The 15,566-nt window shown below is 65.5% G+C and carries 18 protein-coding genes and 1 pseudogene; 11 read left to right on the plus strand and 8 right to left on the minus strand.

Going from position 1 to position 15,566, the window contains the following annotated elements:
• Nucleotides 1-52: 52 nt before the first annotated feature.
• A complete protein-coding gene (locus IEW19_RS17455; protein ID WP_188572870.1) occupies nucleotides 53-931 on the minus strand; it encodes an NAD-dependent epimerase/dehydratase family protein in 879 nt (292 codons plus the stop codon).
• 46 nt (nucleotides 932-977) lie between these two features.
• Nucleotides 978-1,571, minus strand: a complete 594-nt coding sequence (locus tag IEW19_RS17460; RefSeq protein ID WP_188572871.1) for an adenylate kinase — start codon at nucleotides 1,569-1,571, stop codon at nucleotides 978-980.
• 249 nt (nucleotides 1,572-1,820) lie between these two features.
• Here IEW19_RS17460 and IEW19_RS17465 point away from each other — a divergent pair, with 249 nt between their 5' ends.
• Nucleotides 1,821-2,564 (plus strand): GAF and ANTAR domain-containing protein, encoded by a 744-nt coding sequence (locus IEW19_RS17465; RefSeq protein ID WP_188572872.1) that lies wholly within the window; start codon nucleotides 1,821-1,823, stop codon nucleotides 2,562-2,564.
• Nucleotides 2,565-2,631: 67 nt separating this feature from the next.
• Entirely contained in the window at nucleotides 2,632-3,054 is a 423-nt protein-coding gene (locus IEW19_RS17470) for a response regulator transcription factor (protein ID WP_188572873.1), read from the plus strand.
• 164 nt (nucleotides 3,055-3,218) lie between these two features.
• On the opposite strand, the pseudogene IEW19_RS17475 reads toward IEW19_RS17470, so the two are convergent.
• Nucleotides 3,219-4,053, minus strand: a pseudogene (locus IEW19_RS17475) (alpha/beta fold hydrolase).
• A gap of 99 nt (nucleotides 4,054-4,152) precedes the next feature.
• Between IEW19_RS17475 and IEW19_RS17480 the strand changes: the two are divergent.
• Complete coding sequence (locus tag IEW19_RS17480) at nucleotides 4,153-4,530, plus strand: ArsR/SmtB family transcription factor (RefSeq protein ID WP_188572874.1); 378 nt, start codon at nucleotides 4,153-4,155, stop codon at nucleotides 4,528-4,530.
• Nucleotides 4,527-5,609 carry a cation diffusion facilitator family transporter gene (locus tag IEW19_RS17485; RefSeq protein ID WP_229748547.1) on the plus strand — a complete coding sequence of 361 codons (1,083 nt, stop codon included), beginning with the start codon at nucleotides 4,527-4,529 and terminating at the stop codon, nucleotides 5,607-5,609. The genes IEW19_RS17480 and IEW19_RS17485 overlap by 4 nt, the downstream gene beginning before the upstream one ends.
• Before the next feature lie 104 nt (nucleotides 5,610-5,713).
• On the opposite strand, the gene IEW19_RS17490 is transcribed toward IEW19_RS17485, so the two are convergent.
• The 3 genes from IEW19_RS17490 to IEW19_RS17500 all read right to left on the minus strand — a co-directional run bounded on the left by IEW19_RS17490 (nucleotide 5,714) and on the right by IEW19_RS17500 (nucleotide 9,181).
• The gene (locus IEW19_RS17490) at nucleotides 5,714-6,901 is read right to left on the minus strand and encodes a fatty acid desaturase family protein (protein WP_188572875.1); all 1,188 of its coding nucleotides are present in this window, start codon (nucleotides 6,899-6,901) and stop codon (nucleotides 5,714-5,716) included.
• A gap of 13 nt (nucleotides 6,902-6,914) precedes the next feature.
• Complete coding sequence (locus IEW19_RS17495; RefSeq protein ID WP_188572876.1) at nucleotides 6,915-8,012, minus strand: ferredoxin reductase; 1,098 nt, start codon at nucleotides 8,010-8,012, stop codon at nucleotides 6,915-6,917.
• 143 nt (nucleotides 8,013-8,155) lie between these two features.
• On the minus strand, nucleotides 8,156-9,181 hold the full coding sequence (locus IEW19_RS17500) for an LLM class flavin-dependent oxidoreductase (RefSeq protein WP_188572877.1): 1,026 nt from the start codon (nucleotides 9,179-9,181) through the stop codon (nucleotides 8,156-8,158).
• A gap of 54 nt (nucleotides 9,182-9,235) precedes the next feature.
• On the opposite strand from IEW19_RS17500, the gene IEW19_RS17505 reads away from it, so the two are divergent.
• The 4 genes from IEW19_RS17505 (at nucleotide 9,236) to IEW19_RS17520 (ending at nucleotide 11,640) form a co-directional block, all read left to right on the plus strand.
• Entirely contained in the window at nucleotides 9,236-9,595 is a 360-nt protein-coding gene (locus IEW19_RS17505) for a YnfA family protein (RefSeq protein ID WP_188572916.1), read from the plus strand.
• A gap of 63 nt (nucleotides 9,596-9,658) precedes the next feature.
• A complete protein-coding gene (gene lhgD, locus IEW19_RS17510; RefSeq protein ID WP_188572878.1) occupies nucleotides 9,659-10,861 on the plus strand; it encodes an L-2-hydroxyglutarate dehydrogenase in 1,203 nt (400 codons plus the stop codon).
• A gap of 37 nt (nucleotides 10,862-10,898) precedes the next feature.
• A complete protein-coding gene (locus tag IEW19_RS17515) occupies nucleotides 10,899-11,303 on the plus strand; it encodes a YidH family protein (protein ID WP_188572879.1) in 405 nt (134 codons plus the stop codon).
• A 4-nt stretch (nucleotides 11,304-11,307) separates the two neighbouring features.
• Complete coding sequence (locus IEW19_RS17520; RefSeq protein ID WP_188572880.1) at nucleotides 11,308-11,640, plus strand: DUF202 domain-containing protein; 333 nt, start codon at nucleotides 11,308-11,310, stop codon at nucleotides 11,638-11,640.
• Here IEW19_RS17520 and IEW19_RS17525 read toward each other — a convergent pair.
• Nucleotides 11,637-12,035: a hypothetical protein gene (locus IEW19_RS17525; protein WP_188572881.1), complete on the minus strand. Its 399-nt coding sequence runs from the start codon at nucleotides 12,033-12,035 to the stop codon at nucleotides 11,637-11,639. The two genes, IEW19_RS17520 and IEW19_RS17525, sit on opposite strands and share 4 nt — an antisense overlap.
• 84 nt (nucleotides 12,036-12,119) lie before the next feature.
• Between IEW19_RS17525 and IEW19_RS17530 the strand changes: the two genes are divergently transcribed.
• From IEW19_RS17530 to IEW19_RS17540, 3 genes are all read left to right on the plus strand, one after another.
• Entirely contained in the window at nucleotides 12,120-12,356 is a 237-nt protein-coding gene (locus tag IEW19_RS17530; RefSeq protein ID WP_056330013.1) for a DUF2630 family protein, read from the plus strand.
• Nucleotides 12,356-13,150, plus strand: a complete 795-nt coding sequence (locus IEW19_RS17535; RefSeq protein ID WP_188572882.1) for a carbon-nitrogen hydrolase family protein — start codon at nucleotides 12,356-12,358, stop codon at nucleotides 13,148-13,150. The genes IEW19_RS17530 and IEW19_RS17535 overlap by 1 nt, the downstream gene beginning before the upstream one ends.
• 324 nt (nucleotides 13,151-13,474) lie before the next feature.
• On the plus strand, nucleotides 13,475-14,794 hold the full coding sequence (locus IEW19_RS17540; RefSeq protein WP_188572883.1) for an ammonium transporter: 1,320 nt from the start codon (nucleotides 13,475-13,477) through the stop codon (nucleotides 14,792-14,794).
• A 63-nt stretch (nucleotides 14,795-14,857) separates the two neighbouring features.
• Here the strand turns inward: IEW19_RS17540 and IEW19_RS17545 are convergent, their stop codons facing one another.
• On the minus strand, nucleotides 14,858-15,484 hold the full coding sequence (locus IEW19_RS17545) for a PadR family transcriptional regulator (protein ID WP_188572884.1): 627 nt from the start codon (nucleotides 15,482-15,484) through the stop codon (nucleotides 14,858-14,860).
• Nucleotides 15,485-15,566: the final 82 nt, after the last annotated feature.

Here is a 15,566-nt window from a genome sequence, read left to right on the forward strand (position 1 = left end):
CGGCTCCTTGGATGATCCTGCGCCAACCCTTGACGTTCCCTGCGGGCTGGGGTTAGCCCTGGTTTTCGCCTGTGCCGGAGCCGGCCGTCACGTGGTTCCGCCATGTGTGTTCGGGCTCGAAACCAAGCAGCCGCCGTGCCTTGTCGATGGACAGCATCGTTTCGTGCTCGCCCAGTTCCTTGGTGACCTTGACGCCGGGAAAGACCTCTTCGGCCAGGCTGGCGCTTGACCGGCCCATCACGGTATCGGCGTTGGCGATGATGAAGGCTTCGAACCCTGGCTTGGCGTTCTCCAGCGCCCGCACCACGGCCTGCGCCCCGTCCCTGCCGTCGATGTAGCCCCACAGGTTCCACTTCCGCAGCGTCGCGTCGGCGTCGAAAGACGGGAACCGGGCATAGTCGGCCTCGTCCATGACGTTGGAGAACCGCAGGCCCGTGACGCTCAGTTCCGGATCCCAGCGGGTCAGTTCCACCGCCATCCGCTCCTCCAGGGTCTTCACCAGGGAGTAGGTGCTTTCGGGCCGCGGCGGGTATTCCTCGTCCACGGGGATGTAGGGCGGGTCGATGTCGAACGGCAAGCCCAGCACGGTCTCACTGGAGGCGTACACCACCTTCTTGATGCCGGCGCGCCGCGCAGCCTGGAAGACGTTGTAGGTGGACAGCATGTTGTTCTCGAACGTGGCTGCGTCAGGGAGGATGCCCGGTGCGGGTATGGCACCAAGGTGCACCACGGCGTCGAACCCGTCATGCCGGTCATCAACGCCCAGCAGTGCGTCCACCACCTGACCATAGTCGCGCAGGTCCACCACCAGCAGTTCCGGGCTGCGGGCACCCGCGCGGTCCAGGGTGAGGACCTGGTGGCCATCGTCGGTGAGCCGGCGCACCACATGCCGCCCCAGTTTTCCGCTTCCGCCTGTAACTGCAATTCTCATCAGTGTTTCCTTCTGTTCGAGTGCGTTTCACCGTGCGGTGTTTCGGTCAGGACGGGGGCGGCGGGGCTGAGAGGAACTGCTCGACGGCAGCGATCGCCAGGGCGGTAATCCCGCCCGGATGGCCGCTGCCGTTGACGGTCACCAGAATGCCCCGGCCCGCGTACACCGAGACTACTTCATGCGTCTGCCGGTGGTAGAGGTCCAAGCGGCGGCGGAAGACGTCGATGGTGTCATCGGTGCGTCCCTGTTCCAGGGCCCGGCGGTGCATCCGCTGCTCCAGTTCCGCGTCGGGCGCCTGCAATTCGATGACGGCGTCCAGGGCATGCCCCTGGGCTGCGAGCATCCTGTCCAGTTCCGTTGCCTGCGGCGCTGTGCGCGGATAGCCGTCCAGCAGGAACCCGCGCCTCGCGTCGCCCTCCAGAAGCCGGTCTTTCACCAGGGCGTTGGTGAGGTGGTCCGGTACGAAATGGCCGCCGTCCAGGTACTGGGCGGCCTGGTTCCCCAGGTCTGTCTGCCGGCTGACGTTGCTGCGGAAGATGTCGCCGGTGGAAACGGCGGGAACCCGGAAGTGGCGCGCCAGGTGTTCGGCCTGCGTTCCTTTGCCGGAACCCGGCGGACCGATAATGAGAAGCCTGGTCATGTTCCTGTCCTTCCCCGGCAGCAGCGGCTCCGCTTCATTGTGCCGGTTGCCCCGGTCGGGCGCCAGTATGCGGCCGCGCAGGCCACGGGGGGCCTCGCCCTGCCGGGGTTGTATATACTCGGGATATCGGTTTAGCAGCAGGCCGTTGGAAAGTTCGTCGATCCAGCGACCATCACGGCTCCCGTCCAGCTGCGGGGCGTTCGTGTGTTGCAGGCTCGTTTTGACCTGAACGAATGGCACCAAGAAACCGTGGCCAGCGAGTCAACAGCAAAATCAGATACATCAATAACCGAGCACCTGCATGAACTGGTCCTCAATAGCTCCGACGTTGAGGAGTTCCTCAACGAACTGGCACAGGTGTCCGCACGCAACCTCTCCGAACCGGGCGATGAAATGCTGTGCGCCATCACCCTTCTCCGCCAGCGAAAAGCGGCCACGGTTGCCAGCAGCAGCCAGGAAGCAAAGTCCATTGGACGGCTCGAGCACGGGTTCACCGAGACCCCCGGCATGACAGCCTTCGCCGATCAGGAAATTATCCACGTTCCGGATCTCACCCAGGACGGCCGCTGGCCGGAATACTCCAGCGCAGTCATTGCCGAGGGGATCCGCTCGGTTGCGGCCCTTCCATTCCGGCTTGAAGGCGAAACCAAGGCAGCGCTGTTGCTGTACTCCCGCCGCGCCCGCCGCTTTGAAGGCCGCGTCCTGAAATTTGCCGAGGATTTCGTCAGCCAGACCTCACTGGCGCTGCGCCTGGCGGTGCGCTTTGCGCACTACAGCGAAACGGCGGCGAACCTCCGAGCCACACTGGAGTCCCGCACCGTGATCGACATGGCCGTCGGCATCATCATGGCCCAGAACCGCTGCAGCCAGCAGGACGCCTTCGACATCCTGAGGGCGGCCTCCAGTACCCGCAACTCCAAGCTGCATGACGTGGCCGCTGCCGTGGTGAACGCATTGGGCCAAGGGCCGGCGCGTACACATTACGACGGCTAGGGCAGCGGTCCCTGGCATCCGTTTCAGCCGCAGGTAGACTGGTGCCAACTTTTCGCCGGGGGGCTTGATGGAACAGCAGCGTATCTGCCTTGTCGTGGAGGATGACGACGATATCCGCGGACTGATCTCAGTGGTCATGACGCGGGCAGGCTTTGACGTCAGGGCCGTGGGTACCGGGGCGGAGGGAATCGCCGCCGCGGCTGATCCCGCCATTGCCCTGGTCACCCTGGACCTTGGCCTGCCGGACATGGACGGGCATGTGGTGGCACTCGCCATCCGGGCCCTCAGCGCCGCGCCACTGCTGTTCCTGACGGCCCGCTCGGAGGACGACGACGTGCTGGCAGGAATGGCTTCGGGGGCCGCAGGCTACCTCACCAAACCATTTAAGCCGGGGGAACTCGCGGCACTTGCCAGGCAGCTGTGCCCCGCACCGGTTTCAACAGCACCAGTTTCGCAGGAACCGCACACAAGGTGGAAATTCCCCCGCTAGGTTGGCCTCCTGGAAATGAGGCATGACGCCTCAGCAGCGACCAGCACGCAAACCCGGACGCGTCCGCCGCGCCGTCACGGCAGTGGCGGCGGACCCCGCGGGTGATCGCCGGTTTCCTGCCGCTTCCGACGGCGGTTCCTGCCGCCGTCGGAAGCGAGCGTGTCCTACTTCGAGAGGAAGCCGAGCAGTGCTTCGTTGACCTCTGCGGCATGCGTCCACAGCATGCCGTGCGGGGCGCCCTCGATCTCCACGTACTCGGCGCCCGGCACGGCCTTGGCGAACAACTGGCCGGTGGAGTCAATGGGCAGGATGTTGTCACGGTGCCATGCACGATCAGGGCGGGAACATCGATCTTGGGGATGTCCTGGCGGAAGTCCGTGAGCCAGGTGGGCTGGGCGGCAACAGAGGCCGTGGCACCGGCGCCAGAGGCAACGTTCCAGCTGGCGGTCACCGCTTCCTGGCTCAGGCGCGGGGTGCCCAGGAAAGTGTCTGAGTTGTAGAAGTTCTTGAAGAACTCGATGAAGAAGGCATAGCGGTCAGCCGTGACGGCTTCCTCGAGTCCGTCGAACACGTCCTGCGGGACGCCGCCGGGGTTGTCGTCGGTCTTGAGCAGGAACGGCTCCAGGGACCCGGGGAACGCCGCGCGGGCCACACGGGCGGAGCCGTACGTGCCGAGGTAACGGCCCACCTCGCCGGTACCCATGGAGAAGCCCACCAGCACCACATCGTTCAGGTCCAGGGTAGTGAGCAGGGTGTTAAGGTCCGCCGCAAGGTGTCGTAGTCGTAGCCCTCGGTGGGCTTGCTGGATTTGCCAAAGCCGCGGCGGTCATAGGTGATGACGCGGTAACCGGCGCCAAGGAGTGCTGCGGCCTGCTTTTCCCAGGAGGATCCGTCCAAGGGGTAGCCATGGATCAGCACGACGGGCTGGCCCGAGCCGTGGTCCCCATAATGGAGCTCGATATCAGTGCTGTTCTCAGTACCTACGGTGATGAAAGCCATCGGGGTAAATTCCCACGCCTGCACTCGGCAGCCTTCATGGGACGACGGCGGCATCCGCCAAAAGTGCGTGACGGGCCGAGGTTATGACACTATATGCGTATGAATGCAGATAGGAATGCTTGCTCCCTGGGGACGGACAGCCAGTATGTGGAGTTGGCCGTGGAGGTCTTTGCCATGCTGGCGGACGCCACCAGGGTGCGGATCATTTTGGCGCTCCGCGACGGGGAGATGGCGGTGGGGGCCTTGGCGGACGTAGTGGGCAAGTCTCCCGCAGCAGTGTCCCAGCACCTGGCCAAGATGCGCCTGGCGAGGATGGTGTCCACGCGGCAGGACGGGACACGGGTGCTCTACCGGCTGGAAAATGAGCACGCCCGGCAGCTTGTGGCCGACGCCATCTTCCAGGCCGAGCACGCCCTTGGCGGAGAGCCGGCCCATCACCGCATCACCAACCACGCAGCGCAAAGGAGTGCCTCATGAGCGGTCCGCACAAGGAGTCAACGCATCCGCACAACCACCCGCAGGCGGAGGGCAATGGCGGACACCACCATGACCACGATCATGGCCATCCGCACGACCACGACCACGACCACGACCACCCTCATGACCACGACCACCATCACCATGCCGGTTTCAAGGGCTGGCTGATCGAGCTGTTCGTCCCGCACACGCACGACGCCGCGGATTCCATTGACGACGCCATGGAGGCCAGCACCGAAGGAATCCGGGCGCTGAAGATCAGCATGTTTGTCCTGCTGGCCACCACGGTGCTGCAGTTCCTGGTGGTCCTGTTCAGCAGTTCCGTCGCCCTGCTCGCCGACACCATCCACAACTTCTCGGACGCCCTGACCGCGGTGCCCCTGTGGGTTGCCTTCATCCTGGGACGCAAGGCGGCCACCCGCCGGTACACCTATGGCTACGGCAGGGCCGAAGACCTGGCCGGCCTGTTCATTGTGGCCGTGGTGGCCCTCTCCGCCGTCGTGGCCGGCTGGCAGTCCGTAGACCGGCTGCTCCATCCCCAGCCGCTGCAGAACCTCGGCTGGGTCATGGCAGCGGGCCTGATCGGTTTTGCCGGAAATGAAGCCGTGGCAATTTACCGCATCCGGGTTGGCCGCAGGATCGGTTCCGCCGCTCTCGTCGCGGACGGCGTGCACGCCCGCACGGACGGCTTCACCTCGCTCGCCGTGGTAGTCGGCGCCGTCGGGGTCATGCTCGGCTTTCCGCTGGCCGACCCGATCGTCGGCCTGATCATCTCCGCAGCGATCATGGTGCTCTTGTGGGGTACCGTCCGCAGCATCGGGCGGCGGCTCATGGACGGCATCGAACCGGAACTCGTGTCGCGCGCCCAGGCCGCCCTTGAGGACACGCCTGGCGTCCGTGCTGTCCAGCACCTGCAGCTGCGCTGGTCCGGCCACCGATTGCAGGGCTCCGCACGCATCGTCCTGGCCGACACGGAGTTGTCGCAGGCGGAGGAGATTCTTGACAGCGCCGAACACCGGCTCCGGCATGCGCTGCCTAAGCTGGACCACATGCTCCTGGCTCCCGGAACACGGCACTAAGCGGCGCCAACAGCGGGCTTGCCACTTTCCAGCGAACACCAAGGCGCCCCTGCGGATTCCGCAGGGGCGCCTTGGTGTTGAGCCTTGGTGCTGGCCGGAACCTGTTAGGCCCGGGCAGCTTTGCCGGGCAGTGCCAGCTTGAAGACCTTCGCCCAGGATGAGCCCACCTGCTTCAACAGCGGCCCGGTGGTGTATTTCAGGCCGTAGCGCTGACAGATTTCGCGGACCCTGGGTGCCACCTCGGCGTACCGGTTGGAGGGCAGGTCCGGGAAGAGGTGGTGCTCAATCTGGTGGGAGAGGTTGCCGGTCATGAGGTGCATGAACCTGGACCCCGAGATGTTGGCAGAACCGATCATTTGGCGTACGTACCAGTCACCGCGGGTTTCGCCGTCCACCATCTCCTCGGTGAAGGTGTCGGTGCCTTCCGGGAAGTGGCCGCAGAAGATGACGGCGTGCGCCCAGACGTTGCGCACCGCGTTGGCTGCGATGGTGCCGAAGAGTGCCTGCTTGGCCGAGCCGGTCAGCATGGCTACGGCCGGAGTCGCCGCATAGTCCTTGGTGAACTGGGTGATGACCTTCTTGCCCAGGGCCTTAAGGTCCTTGAGCAGGGCCTCCTTGGACTTGGTGCCTTCCTTGTACTCGGTCAGTTCGAGGTCGTAGATGGCGATGCCCCACTCGAAAACCGGCGCCAGGATGGCGTTGAACAGCGGGTTGGCAAGGTTGATGGGCTTCCACGGCTGCTGCTCATCCATGCGCAGGAGGTTGTATCCGACGTCGTTGTCCTTGCCCACCACGTTGGTCCAGCGGTGGTGGAGGTCGTTGTGGGTATGCTGCCACGACCGGGACGGGGTGACGAAGTCCCACTCCCAAGTGGTGGAGTGGATGTCAGGGTCCCGCATCCAGTCCCACTGGCCGTGCAGGATGTTGTGGCCCAGTTCCATGTTTTCCAGGATCTTGGCCAAGCTCAGAAGGGTGGTGCCGGCGACCCAGGCGGCCTTGTTCTTGCTGACCAGGAGGGCGGCGCGCCCGGAGATTTCCAGGCCCCGCTGGATCTTGATCATGCGGCGGATGTAGGCGGCATCCTCGGCTCCGCGCTTGCCCAGGATCTCGTCCCGGATGGCGTCGAGCTCACGGCCCAGCTCCGCCACCTGTTCATCGCTGAGGTGGGCGGCAGCCGGCGGCCGAACGGTGGGGCTGCCCGATTCGGCCAGCTTGCCGGGGCGCGTCCTTGAGGTGCCGGCGCTGGCGCCGGTGGCGGCGGCAGTGGCTTTTGCGGGTGAGATGACAGACATGCGGTGCTGCTCCTCAGAGTTCGAGGTTGACGGGTCCGGCGGCTGCCGAGACACACGTTTGGATCAGTTGGCCGGGTTCGCCATGGATCTCCCCCGTGCGGAGGTCACGGACCTGGCCGGCCAGGAGCGGGGTGAGGCAGCTGTGGCAGATACCCATGCGGCATCCGCTGGGCATCAGCACCCCGGCGTCCTCGCCGATGTCCAGGATGGGGGTGTCGCCGTCGGCCTCCACCTCCCGGTCGGAGGCTTCGAAGGTGACCAGCCCGCCGTCGTGCCCTACACCGGCGCTGAAGGTGGTGTTGAAGCGCTCGATCATCAGGTTGCCGGCGCCTCCCGCCACTGCAACGTCGGTCCCGGGTGCGCGTGTGGTCAGGGCGGCCCGCTTCCACAACGCCTCGGCATCGTCCAGGAAGCTGTCCGGACCGCAGGCGTAGGCTGCACGTTCCTTCCAGTCCGGGCAGATCTCGTCCAGCTCATTGGTGCTGGAGAAGTCCATCCGGCCCTGCTCGCCGGTATACCAGTGCGCAAGCCGGAAGTTGGGGAACTGGTCAGCGAGCTCTGCCAGCTCCTCACGGAACAGGCTGTCGCCCGGCGTGCGGGCCGAGTGGACCAGGACGACGTCGGCGTCGGGACGCCGCGGCACAAGCGTACGGATCATGGACATCACCGGAGTGATGCCGCTGCCGGCGGTAACCATGAGGAGGGGACGGGGATGCTCCGGAAGCACGAAATCACCCTGCGGCGGGGCCAGGAAAAGGACATCGCCGGGCTTGGTGGTGCGCACCAGGGTGCCGGAGACTGCGCCGACGTCGGTGACGGTGATGGCCGGGTCCTTGCCGGCGGGCGCACTGAGCGAGTAGGAGCGCCAGTGGCGGACGCCGTCGAGTTCGACGCCGATGCGGGCCCACTGCCCTGCAAGGTGCGCCTTCCAGCCGCGGCCGGGGCGGAAGAAAATGGTTGCCGACTGGGCGGTCTCCTGGACCACCCGGGTGACCACACCGCGCAGCTGCCGGGCAGAGTAGACAGGGTTGAACAGGGCCAGGATGTCCTCTGGTGCCAGTGGCGTGGTGAGCACGGTGGCCGCCTGGGCCAGCTGCCGAAGCCGGATCATGCGGTAAAGCCTAGGGCGGCGCGAGCCATATTTCTCTCTCTCCGTCATATGACCGTTCCGTAGTCACACTGTTGTAGGGGCGCGAAGCCCCCACGCCGCACTTAAAGAGTAACGGTTCGGTATCACAATAGGTTCCCAGCGTCCTATCGGCCCAATCCCAGGGCCGGGGCCACGAACTGCACAATGTGGCCCAGGAGCTTGGCGTTGAAGTCCACGCCCAGCTGGTTGGGAACGGTCAGCAGCAGGGTGTCGGCCGCCTGGACCGCCGTATCGGCCGCTAGTTGTTCCGCCAGCTGGTCCGGTGGGCCCACGTAGCTCTTGCCGAACCTGGCCGTCAGCCCGTCAATGACACCTACCTGGTCCCGGCCGTCGCGCAGCGCGCTGCCAGCGAAGTAGTAGTTGTCCTCTTCGTCGACGATGGGAAGGACGCTGCGGCTGACCGAAACACGCGGGGTGTGTGCATGTCCTGCTGCTGCCCAGGCGTCCCGGAACAGCTGGATCTGTTCGGCCTGGAGTTCGTGGAAGGGGACGCCCGTGTCCTCGGTGAGCAGCGTGGAGCTCATCAGGTTCATGCCCAGTTCCGCGGCCCACACCGCGGTCTTCCTGCTCCCGGCGCCCCACCAGATCCGTTCCGCCAGACCCGGGGACTGGGGCTGGACAGGCAGGAGGCCGGCGGCACCCCCGGCGTACCGTGGATCTGCCTGGGCCATGCCGGCGCCGGTGATGGCCTTACGGAACGCAGCGGTGTGGCGCCGGGCCATGTCCGCATCGGTCTCCCCCGGCTGCGGCCGGTACCCGAATGCTGACGCTCCCTCCCGGGCGGGTTCGGGTGACCCCCGGCTGATGCCCAGCTGCAGCCTGCCGCCGCTGATCAGGTCTGCCGCCGCAGCCTCTTCTGCCATATACAGCGGATTCTCGTAGCGCATATCGATGACACCGGTGCCGATTTCGATGCGGCTGGTGCTGGCGGCGATGGCTGAGAGGAGCGGAAAGGGCGATGCCTGCTGGCGGGCGAAGTGGTGGACCCGGAAGAACGCACCGCCCACTCCAAGCTCTTCCGCGGCAACCGCCAGTTCGATGCCCTGGAGGAGGGCGTCCGCCGCTGTCCTGGTGCGGGAACCCTGCCCGGGGCCCCAGTGGCCGAATGAAAGGAATCCGATATGCTCCATACCCTCCCCAACTGTCCGGCCAGCAGCCGCATTCCCGGCTGGGATGATGGCTGCGTGGGTATTCCGGGCGACACTGTCAACATTTTCAAGACCATTGTGCTGTTCGTGCTGGCCGCTGCAGCTGAAATCGGCGGCGCCTGGCTTGTGTGGCAGGCAGTCCGCGAAGGCAGGGACTGGTGGTGGGCCGGTCTGGGCGTCATCGCACTGGGCGCCTACGGCTTTGTGGCCACCCTCCAGCCGGACGCCCATTTTGGTCGAATCCTGGCGGCCTACGGCGGCGTGTTTGTGGCCGGCTCCCTGGCATGGGGAATGCTCTTTGACGGCTTCCGTCCGGACCGGTGGGACATCGCCGGATCCCTGGTCTGCCTGTTGGGCGTCGCCGTGATCATGTTTGCACCGCGGAGTGGCGGATAACTTCGAAACGGAGCAAAAACAGCAGGCCGTGGCTAGAATCTAGCCACGGCGAAAGGCGGACCTGTGGATCGGACGGACTACTGCGTTGTCGGCGGCGGGATCGTGGGCCTTGCAACCGCCTATCAGCTGCTGCGGAAGCAGCCAGGCGCCTCGCTGGTCCTGCTCGAAGCCGCGGAGACACTGGCTTCACACCAGACCGGGCACAACAGCGGAGTGATCCATTCCGGCATCTACTACGCCCCGGACAGCCTGAAAGCGCGGTTCAGCAAGGCCGGGTCGCAGCAGACGAAGGAATTCTGCCGGGAGCACGGAGTCAGTTACGCCGAGCCGGACAAGCTGCTGGTGGCCACCTCGGCCGTGGAGCTTGGGCGGCTGGACCGCCTGGAGGAGCGCGCGGCCGTGCACGGACTCGGCTGCGAGCGCATTGACCGAACGGAACTGAAGGGGCGCGAGCCCAATGTTTCAGGCCTGGGCGCACTGTTCATTCCCAGCACGGGCATCGTGGACTACCGCGAGGTGGCGCTCAAGCTTGCGGAACTCATTTCCAATGCCGGCGGACGAGTCGTAACGGGAGCCGGAGTGCGCTCGATCATGGAGCATTCCGACCGCGTGGACGTTGGCACGGACCATGACCTCTATTCCTGCCGCCGCCTGGTGGCCTGCGCGGGCCTGCAGTCGGACCGGCTGGCGGAGCTGGCTGGAATGGACATCGACGTCCAGATCATTCCCTTCCGCGGCGAGTACTTTGAGCTGCCGGAAAGCAAGCGGGACTACGTGACCCATTTGATCTACCCCGTGCCGGATCCTGAGCTGCCTTTCCTTGGCGTGCACCTCACTCCCACCATCAACGGCAGCATCACCGTGGGACCCAATGCCGTGCTGGGCTTGGCCCGGGAGGGTTATCCCAAGTTTTCGGTGGACCTTAAGGACGTGGGCCGCTACTTGCGCTTTCCCGGACTGTGGAACGTCGCCAGGTCCAATGCCGCCACCGCGGTGCGGGAAGTCCGGAACTCGCTGTTCAAGGGAAGCTACCTGCAGGAATGCCGCAAATACGCACCCGGACTGACCAAGGCGGACCTGCTGCCTTTTGAGGCGGGCATCAGGGCCCAGGCCGTGCGCCGGGACGGGACGCTTCTTCATGATTTCCTGCTGGCGGAGACGGAACGGATGATCCACGTGTTGAATGCGCCGTCCCCCGCCGCGACCGCCGCACTGCCCATCGGCGAACACCTGGCCGGCAAGGCGGCACTGCGCCATGCTTCCTGACGAGCAGGCACAGACCCGCCACGGCTAAACTGGCCCCGTGATCAACAGTGAGCAGCCGCACGGGCCAGCGGCACCGCCGTCGCGCGGGAAACTGGCCGAACGGCTGCTGCCTGGCGGCGAGGAACCGGACCCGCGCTTCACCCTTGCGAACGAGCGCACCTTCCTGGCCTGGATCCGTACGTCGCTCGCGCTGCTGGCGGGCGGCATTGCCATCGAGGCGTTCACTTCCGGCCTTTTCATCGAACCGGTCCGGAAAGGCCTGGCTGTCCTTTTGCTGCTGCTGGGCATGATGCTCAGTGGCGGTGCTGCCGTGCGGTGGCTTCGGGTGGAGCGCAGCATGCGCACCAAGGCTCCGCTGCCCCTGCCGTTTTTTGTCCCCCTGTTGGCCGGGGCAGGGGCGCTGGCTGCCGCCGTCGTGCTGGTCTTTATTCTCTGGCGCTGATCCCGTGGCATCGCGCGCACCCAGCCCGCACGGCGATCCCGGTCTCCAGCCTGAGCGCACGGCACTCGCATGGGGCCGGACCATGTTGGCACTGGTGACGGCCAGCGCCTTCTTCCTGCGCTGGCTTCCCACATACGGGCCGCCCATCCTGATGCTGCCGGTGATTTCCGGTGGGGCCGCCCTCGCCATCTACCTCACCCAGCGCCGCCGTTACAGGGCCAGATCCCACGGACTGGCAGGCGAAAGCATCGAAGCCGACCTGCCCGCCGTCCTGTGGACTGCCTTTGCGGGCGTCGCTCTGGGGTGCCTGGGAATTGTCGTGGTCCTGGTCAGCTAGAACATCGGCAGGACGAAGCCGGCCAATAACGCCACGGCGCCGATCGCGGTCAGGCAGCGGCCCAGGACCGAGGCCGTCCTGCCCGCCTCCTCCGGCCTGGTGGCCTGCCACTGGGTCGGGCGCTTGGGGTGGTAATAGACGGGCAGGGTGTCGCCCACGGCCATGTCCCTGATGTCGTAGGGGGACATGGGCGCGTTGTGCACCTGGTGCTTCCGGTCGAACCAGCGGAACCCCACCCCGGTGGAATCCGAATAGACCACGGCCTCGGCCACATCCCACGGGTGCACGAAGCGGCGGAGGAATCCGGTGTAAAAGAGCAGTCCCAGCCCGGCGGGCAGGCACAACCAGGTGAGCACTTCCAGGATGGGACCTGCCATGTCGAGCGCAGTGGGCATGAAGTGATGGTACAGCCCGGGGACTGGTGGCTTCAGCGCCTACTACGTACGCTGAAGGGGACCGGACCGGAGTAAGGGGAAGCCATGAATGATCAGGACATCTTGACGCACATCCAGGCCCTGGTGGAGGAGGAGCACTCGCTGCGCGAGGGTTCGGGGGACGGGCAGGCGCCGGACCAGGCGCGGCTCAAGTACGTCGAAGAAAGCCTGGACCAGTGCTGGGACCTGCTGCGCCAACGGAGGGCCAAGAAGGAGTCCGGCGAAAACCCGAACGACGCCGAGGCCCGCCCCATCAGCGAGGTTGAGGGATACAGGCAGTAATGCGTATCGCAGTAGCCCAGGTCATCAGCAGTGCCGACACCGCCGCCAACCTGGAACTGATTTGGGACTTCGCGTCCCAGGCCAGTAATGCAGATGCGCGACTGGTGGTCTTTCCCGAGGCGACGATGCGCGCCTTCGGCCATTCGTTAAAGGACATTGCCGAGCCGGTTGACGGCCCATGGGCAAGCGAGGTCCGCAGGATTGCCAAGGACCTGGACATCACGATCGTGGCCGGCATGTTCACCCCGGGGAAGGATGGCCGTGTCCGCAATACACTGCTGGTCACCGGCCCCGCGGTGGAGGCTTCTTACGACAAGGTCCACCTTTTTGACGCCTTCGGCTTCACCGAGTCCAGGACGGTGGACGCGGGGGAAGCGCCGGTGACCTTCGAGCTGGATGGAACGGTGTTCGGGCTTGCCACCTGTTACGACGTCCGCTTTCCGGGCCTGTTCACGGCCAATGCCAACGCAGGTGCCCAGGTGAATATCGTGTGCGCTTCCTGGGGGGCAGGCGAAGGCAAGGCCGAGCAGTGGGACCTCCTGGTGCGCGCCCGGGCGCTGGACAGCACCACGTTTGTTGTTGCCTGCGGCCAGGGCGACCCCGAAACCGTTGGGGCAGGTCCGCCAGGAACAGCCCCCACGGGGATCGGCCACAGCGCCGTCGTCACACCCCTGGGCAAGGCGGTGGTGGCCCTTGGCGGAAAGCCTGAACTCGCCGTCGTCGATATCGACCCCTCAGCCGTCGATGACGTACGGGCAAAACTGCCGGTGCTGGCCAACGCCCGCAGGTTCTGACCGCGTGAGGCGCCGTTCATAACGCCGAAACAGACGGCAAAGAGCGTACGACGGCGGTTCTCACCTTCGAACGGGCAGCGCGGCCTGCAGTGGCGGGGAAATGGAGGGGCGGGCGCGGTGCGGTGCGTGGCGGGCGTGGAGGTTCCGTTTACATTCCCGAAACATAGCTGACACGCGAACTTCACGCGGGAGCGATTTGTGTAACGTGACCGCAACTTTATGAGCCGTTTGTTGAAACACGCAACGCCAAAAATGGATCCCGGGGGAAATGCCACGGGGCCACACGGGTCCTGCAAAAATGTCACGTTGCGAAGGGACCCACCGGTGGAAATCACTGCCCAACAAGTCTGGCTGATGATTTCAGCAGCAATGGTTCTGCTGATGACCCCCGGGCTCGGCCTCTTCTACGGCGGCATGACCCGCGCCAAGTCCGCGCTCAACATGATCATGATGAGCTTCATCTCGGCAGGGATCGTCGGCGTGGTCTGGGTCCTCTATGGCTACTCCCTAACCACCGGCGAAGGAGTGTTGGGCCTGTTCGGCAATCCCTTCACCAGCTTTGGCCTGCAGAACCTCATGGGGTCCCCGGACCTCCTCAAGGCCGGGTACAGCGCCACCTTCGCCATTATCACCGTGGCCCTGATCAGCGGCGCCATCGCCGACCGCGCCAAGTTCAGCGCCTGGGCCCTGTTCGTGCCTGTCTGGATCACATTGATTTACTGCCCCCTCGCCTACATGATCTGGGGAGGCGGGCTGATGAGCGCCGGCGGCGCCGTGACGGCAATCTTCGGCCAGGTCATCGACTTCGCCGGCGGCGCCGTGGTGGAAATCAGTTCAGGAACCGCCGCCCTGGTCCTGGCCATCATCGTCGGCCAGCGCCACGGCTTCGCCAAGGACCCCAACCACCGCCCCCACAACCTCCCGTTTATCATGCTGGGTGCCGCCATTCTCTGGTTCGGCTGGTTTGGCTTCAACGCCGGCGCAGCCACCAGCGCGGAACAGGCAGGCCTCATCTGGATCAACACACTGGTGGCCCCCGCCGCAGCCATGCTGAGCTGGCTGGTCACCGAAAAGATCCGCCACGGCCACCCCACATCCCTTGGTGCGGCCTCCGGCGTCGTAGCCGGGCTGGTGGCCATCACCCCTTCCTGCGCCAACATCAGCCCTCTCGCGGCAATCGCGCTGGGCCTGGTGGCCGGAGCGGCCTGCTGCGTCTTCGTGGACCTCAAGTACCGCTTTGGCCTTGACGACTCCCTGGACGTGGTGGGCGTCCACCTGGGGGCGGGCCTCATTGGCACGCTGTCCCTGGGGCTCATCGCCCTCCCCGTGGACGGCCAGGGCGGCGGCCTCTTCTACGGCGGCGGTGTCCAGCAGCTCATTGCCCAGGCGGCCGCCGTAGTCATCACCCTGCTGCTGTCCGGGATTGGGACCGCTGTCATCGGCCTGGTCATCAACAAGACCGTCGGCTTCCGTGTCAGCCGGGAGGCTGAAACCGCCGGTGTTGACCTGTCCGAGCACGCCGAGACCGCCTACGCCCTCGGTGAGATGGGCTCCGGCTTCAGCACCCTGGGCCAGATGCTGGCGCACCACGCAGCGGCTACGGCCCCGGCCGAACGCCGCGCCAAGGAAGACTCCTTCGCGTAGCTTCCCTGGGCCGGGTTCCGCTCACAGGGCCGGCCGGGACAATGGGCGCCTGGCGGGCGCCCACTAGTCAGCGAGGATCTTGTAAAGCGCACGGCGGGTTTCGTCCATCTTCTCGACGGCAGCACCGCGCTGTTCCTCCGTCACACCGGTACGGAACTGATGGATGGCACCCAGAAGCTTGCCGATGCTTTGGTGGAAGTCCCTGTCCGCACTGTCCGGTTCAGCATTCCAGGCGTTCTCCATTTCCTCACCGTGTTCCGCCACATAGGCCTTGCCTGCGTCCGTAAGGGCAAACTCAGTCCCGCGGCCTTCGCTGAGGGCCCCAATCAGGCCCTCGTCCACCAACTGCTGGAGCGTGGGGTAGATGGATCCGGGGCTGGGCCTCCACATCCCGCCGGTTTTTGCGGCGATGGTCTTGATCAGTCCGTAACCATTGGATGGCGCTTCTGCCAGGAGCGAGAGGATGGCCGCCCGGACGTCACCCCGGCTGGCCCGACGGCCGCCCCGCCCGAAACCCGGACCAAAGCCTGGCCCGAAGCCGGGTCCAAAACCGGGGCCAAAGCCTGGCCCGAAGCCCGGGCCGAACCCAGGTCCCCTGTGCCCGTGCGGTCCCCGACGCCCCCTCCCCCGCTCGAAGCGGCCCTTGCCGAACTCCGGACCAGGATTTTTGTCATCAAATATGCCTTTCATGGTGGCATCGTCCTTTCATCTTTTCAGTAATCGCTGCTTATTCAGCGATATCTAACGATATGTCGCTAACTATCGCTGGTCA

The organism is Arthrobacter liuii, from assembly GCF_014639275.1.
GTDB classification, from domain to species: Bacteria; Actinomycetota; Actinomycetes; order Actinomycetales; family Micrococcaceae; genus Arthrobacter; species Arthrobacter liuii.

What these genes read in the sequence shown, in the direction of transcription:
- IEW19_RS17455 (WP_188572870.1), bottom strand. Translation starts at nt 931, where the DNA reads ATGAGAATTGCAGTTACAGGCGGAAGCGGAAAACTGGGGCGGCATGTG.
- IEW19_RS17460 (WP_188572871.1), bottom strand. Translation starts at nt 1,571, where the DNA reads ATGACCAGGCTTCTCATTATCGGTCCGCCGGGTTCCGGCAAAGGAACG.
- IEW19_RS17470 (WP_188572873.1), top strand. Translation starts at nt 2,632, where the DNA reads ATGGAACAGCAGCGTATCTGCCTTGTCGTGGAGGATGACGACGATATC.
- IEW19_RS17480 (WP_188572874.1), top strand. Translation starts at nt 4,153, where the DNA reads ATGAATGCAGATAGGAATGCTTGCTCCCTGGGGACGGACAGCCAGTAT.
- IEW19_RS17485 (WP_229748547.1), top strand. Translation starts at nt 4,527, where the DNA reads ATGAGCGGTCCGCACAAGGAGTCAACGCATCCGCACAACCACCCGCAG.
- IEW19_RS17490 (WP_188572875.1), bottom strand. Translation starts at nt 6,901, where the DNA reads ATGTCTGTCATCTCACCCGCAAAAGCCACTGCCGCCGCCACCGGCGCC.
- IEW19_RS17495 (WP_188572876.1), bottom strand. Translation starts at nt 8,012, where the DNA reads ATGATCCGGCTTCGGCAGCTGGCCCAGGCGGCCACCGTGCTCACCACG.
- IEW19_RS17500 (WP_188572877.1), bottom strand. Translation starts at nt 9,181, where the DNA reads ATGGAGCATATCGGATTCCTTTCATTCGGCCACTGGGGCCCCGGGCAG.
- IEW19_RS17525 (WP_188572881.1), bottom strand. Translation starts at nt 12,035, where the DNA reads ATGCCCACTGCGCTCGACATGGCAGGTCCCATCCTGGAAGTGCTCACC.
- IEW19_RS17530 (WP_056330013.1), top strand. Translation starts at nt 12,120, where the DNA reads ATGAATGATCAGGACATCTTGACGCACATCCAGGCCCTGGTGGAGGAG.
- IEW19_RS17535 (WP_188572882.1), top strand. Translation starts at nt 12,356, where the DNA reads ATGCGTATCGCAGTAGCCCAGGTCATCAGCAGTGCCGACACCGCCGCC.
- IEW19_RS17545 (WP_188572884.1), bottom strand. Translation starts at nt 15,484, where the DNA reads ATGAAAGGCATATTTGATGACAAAAATCCTGGTCCGGAGTTCGGCAAG.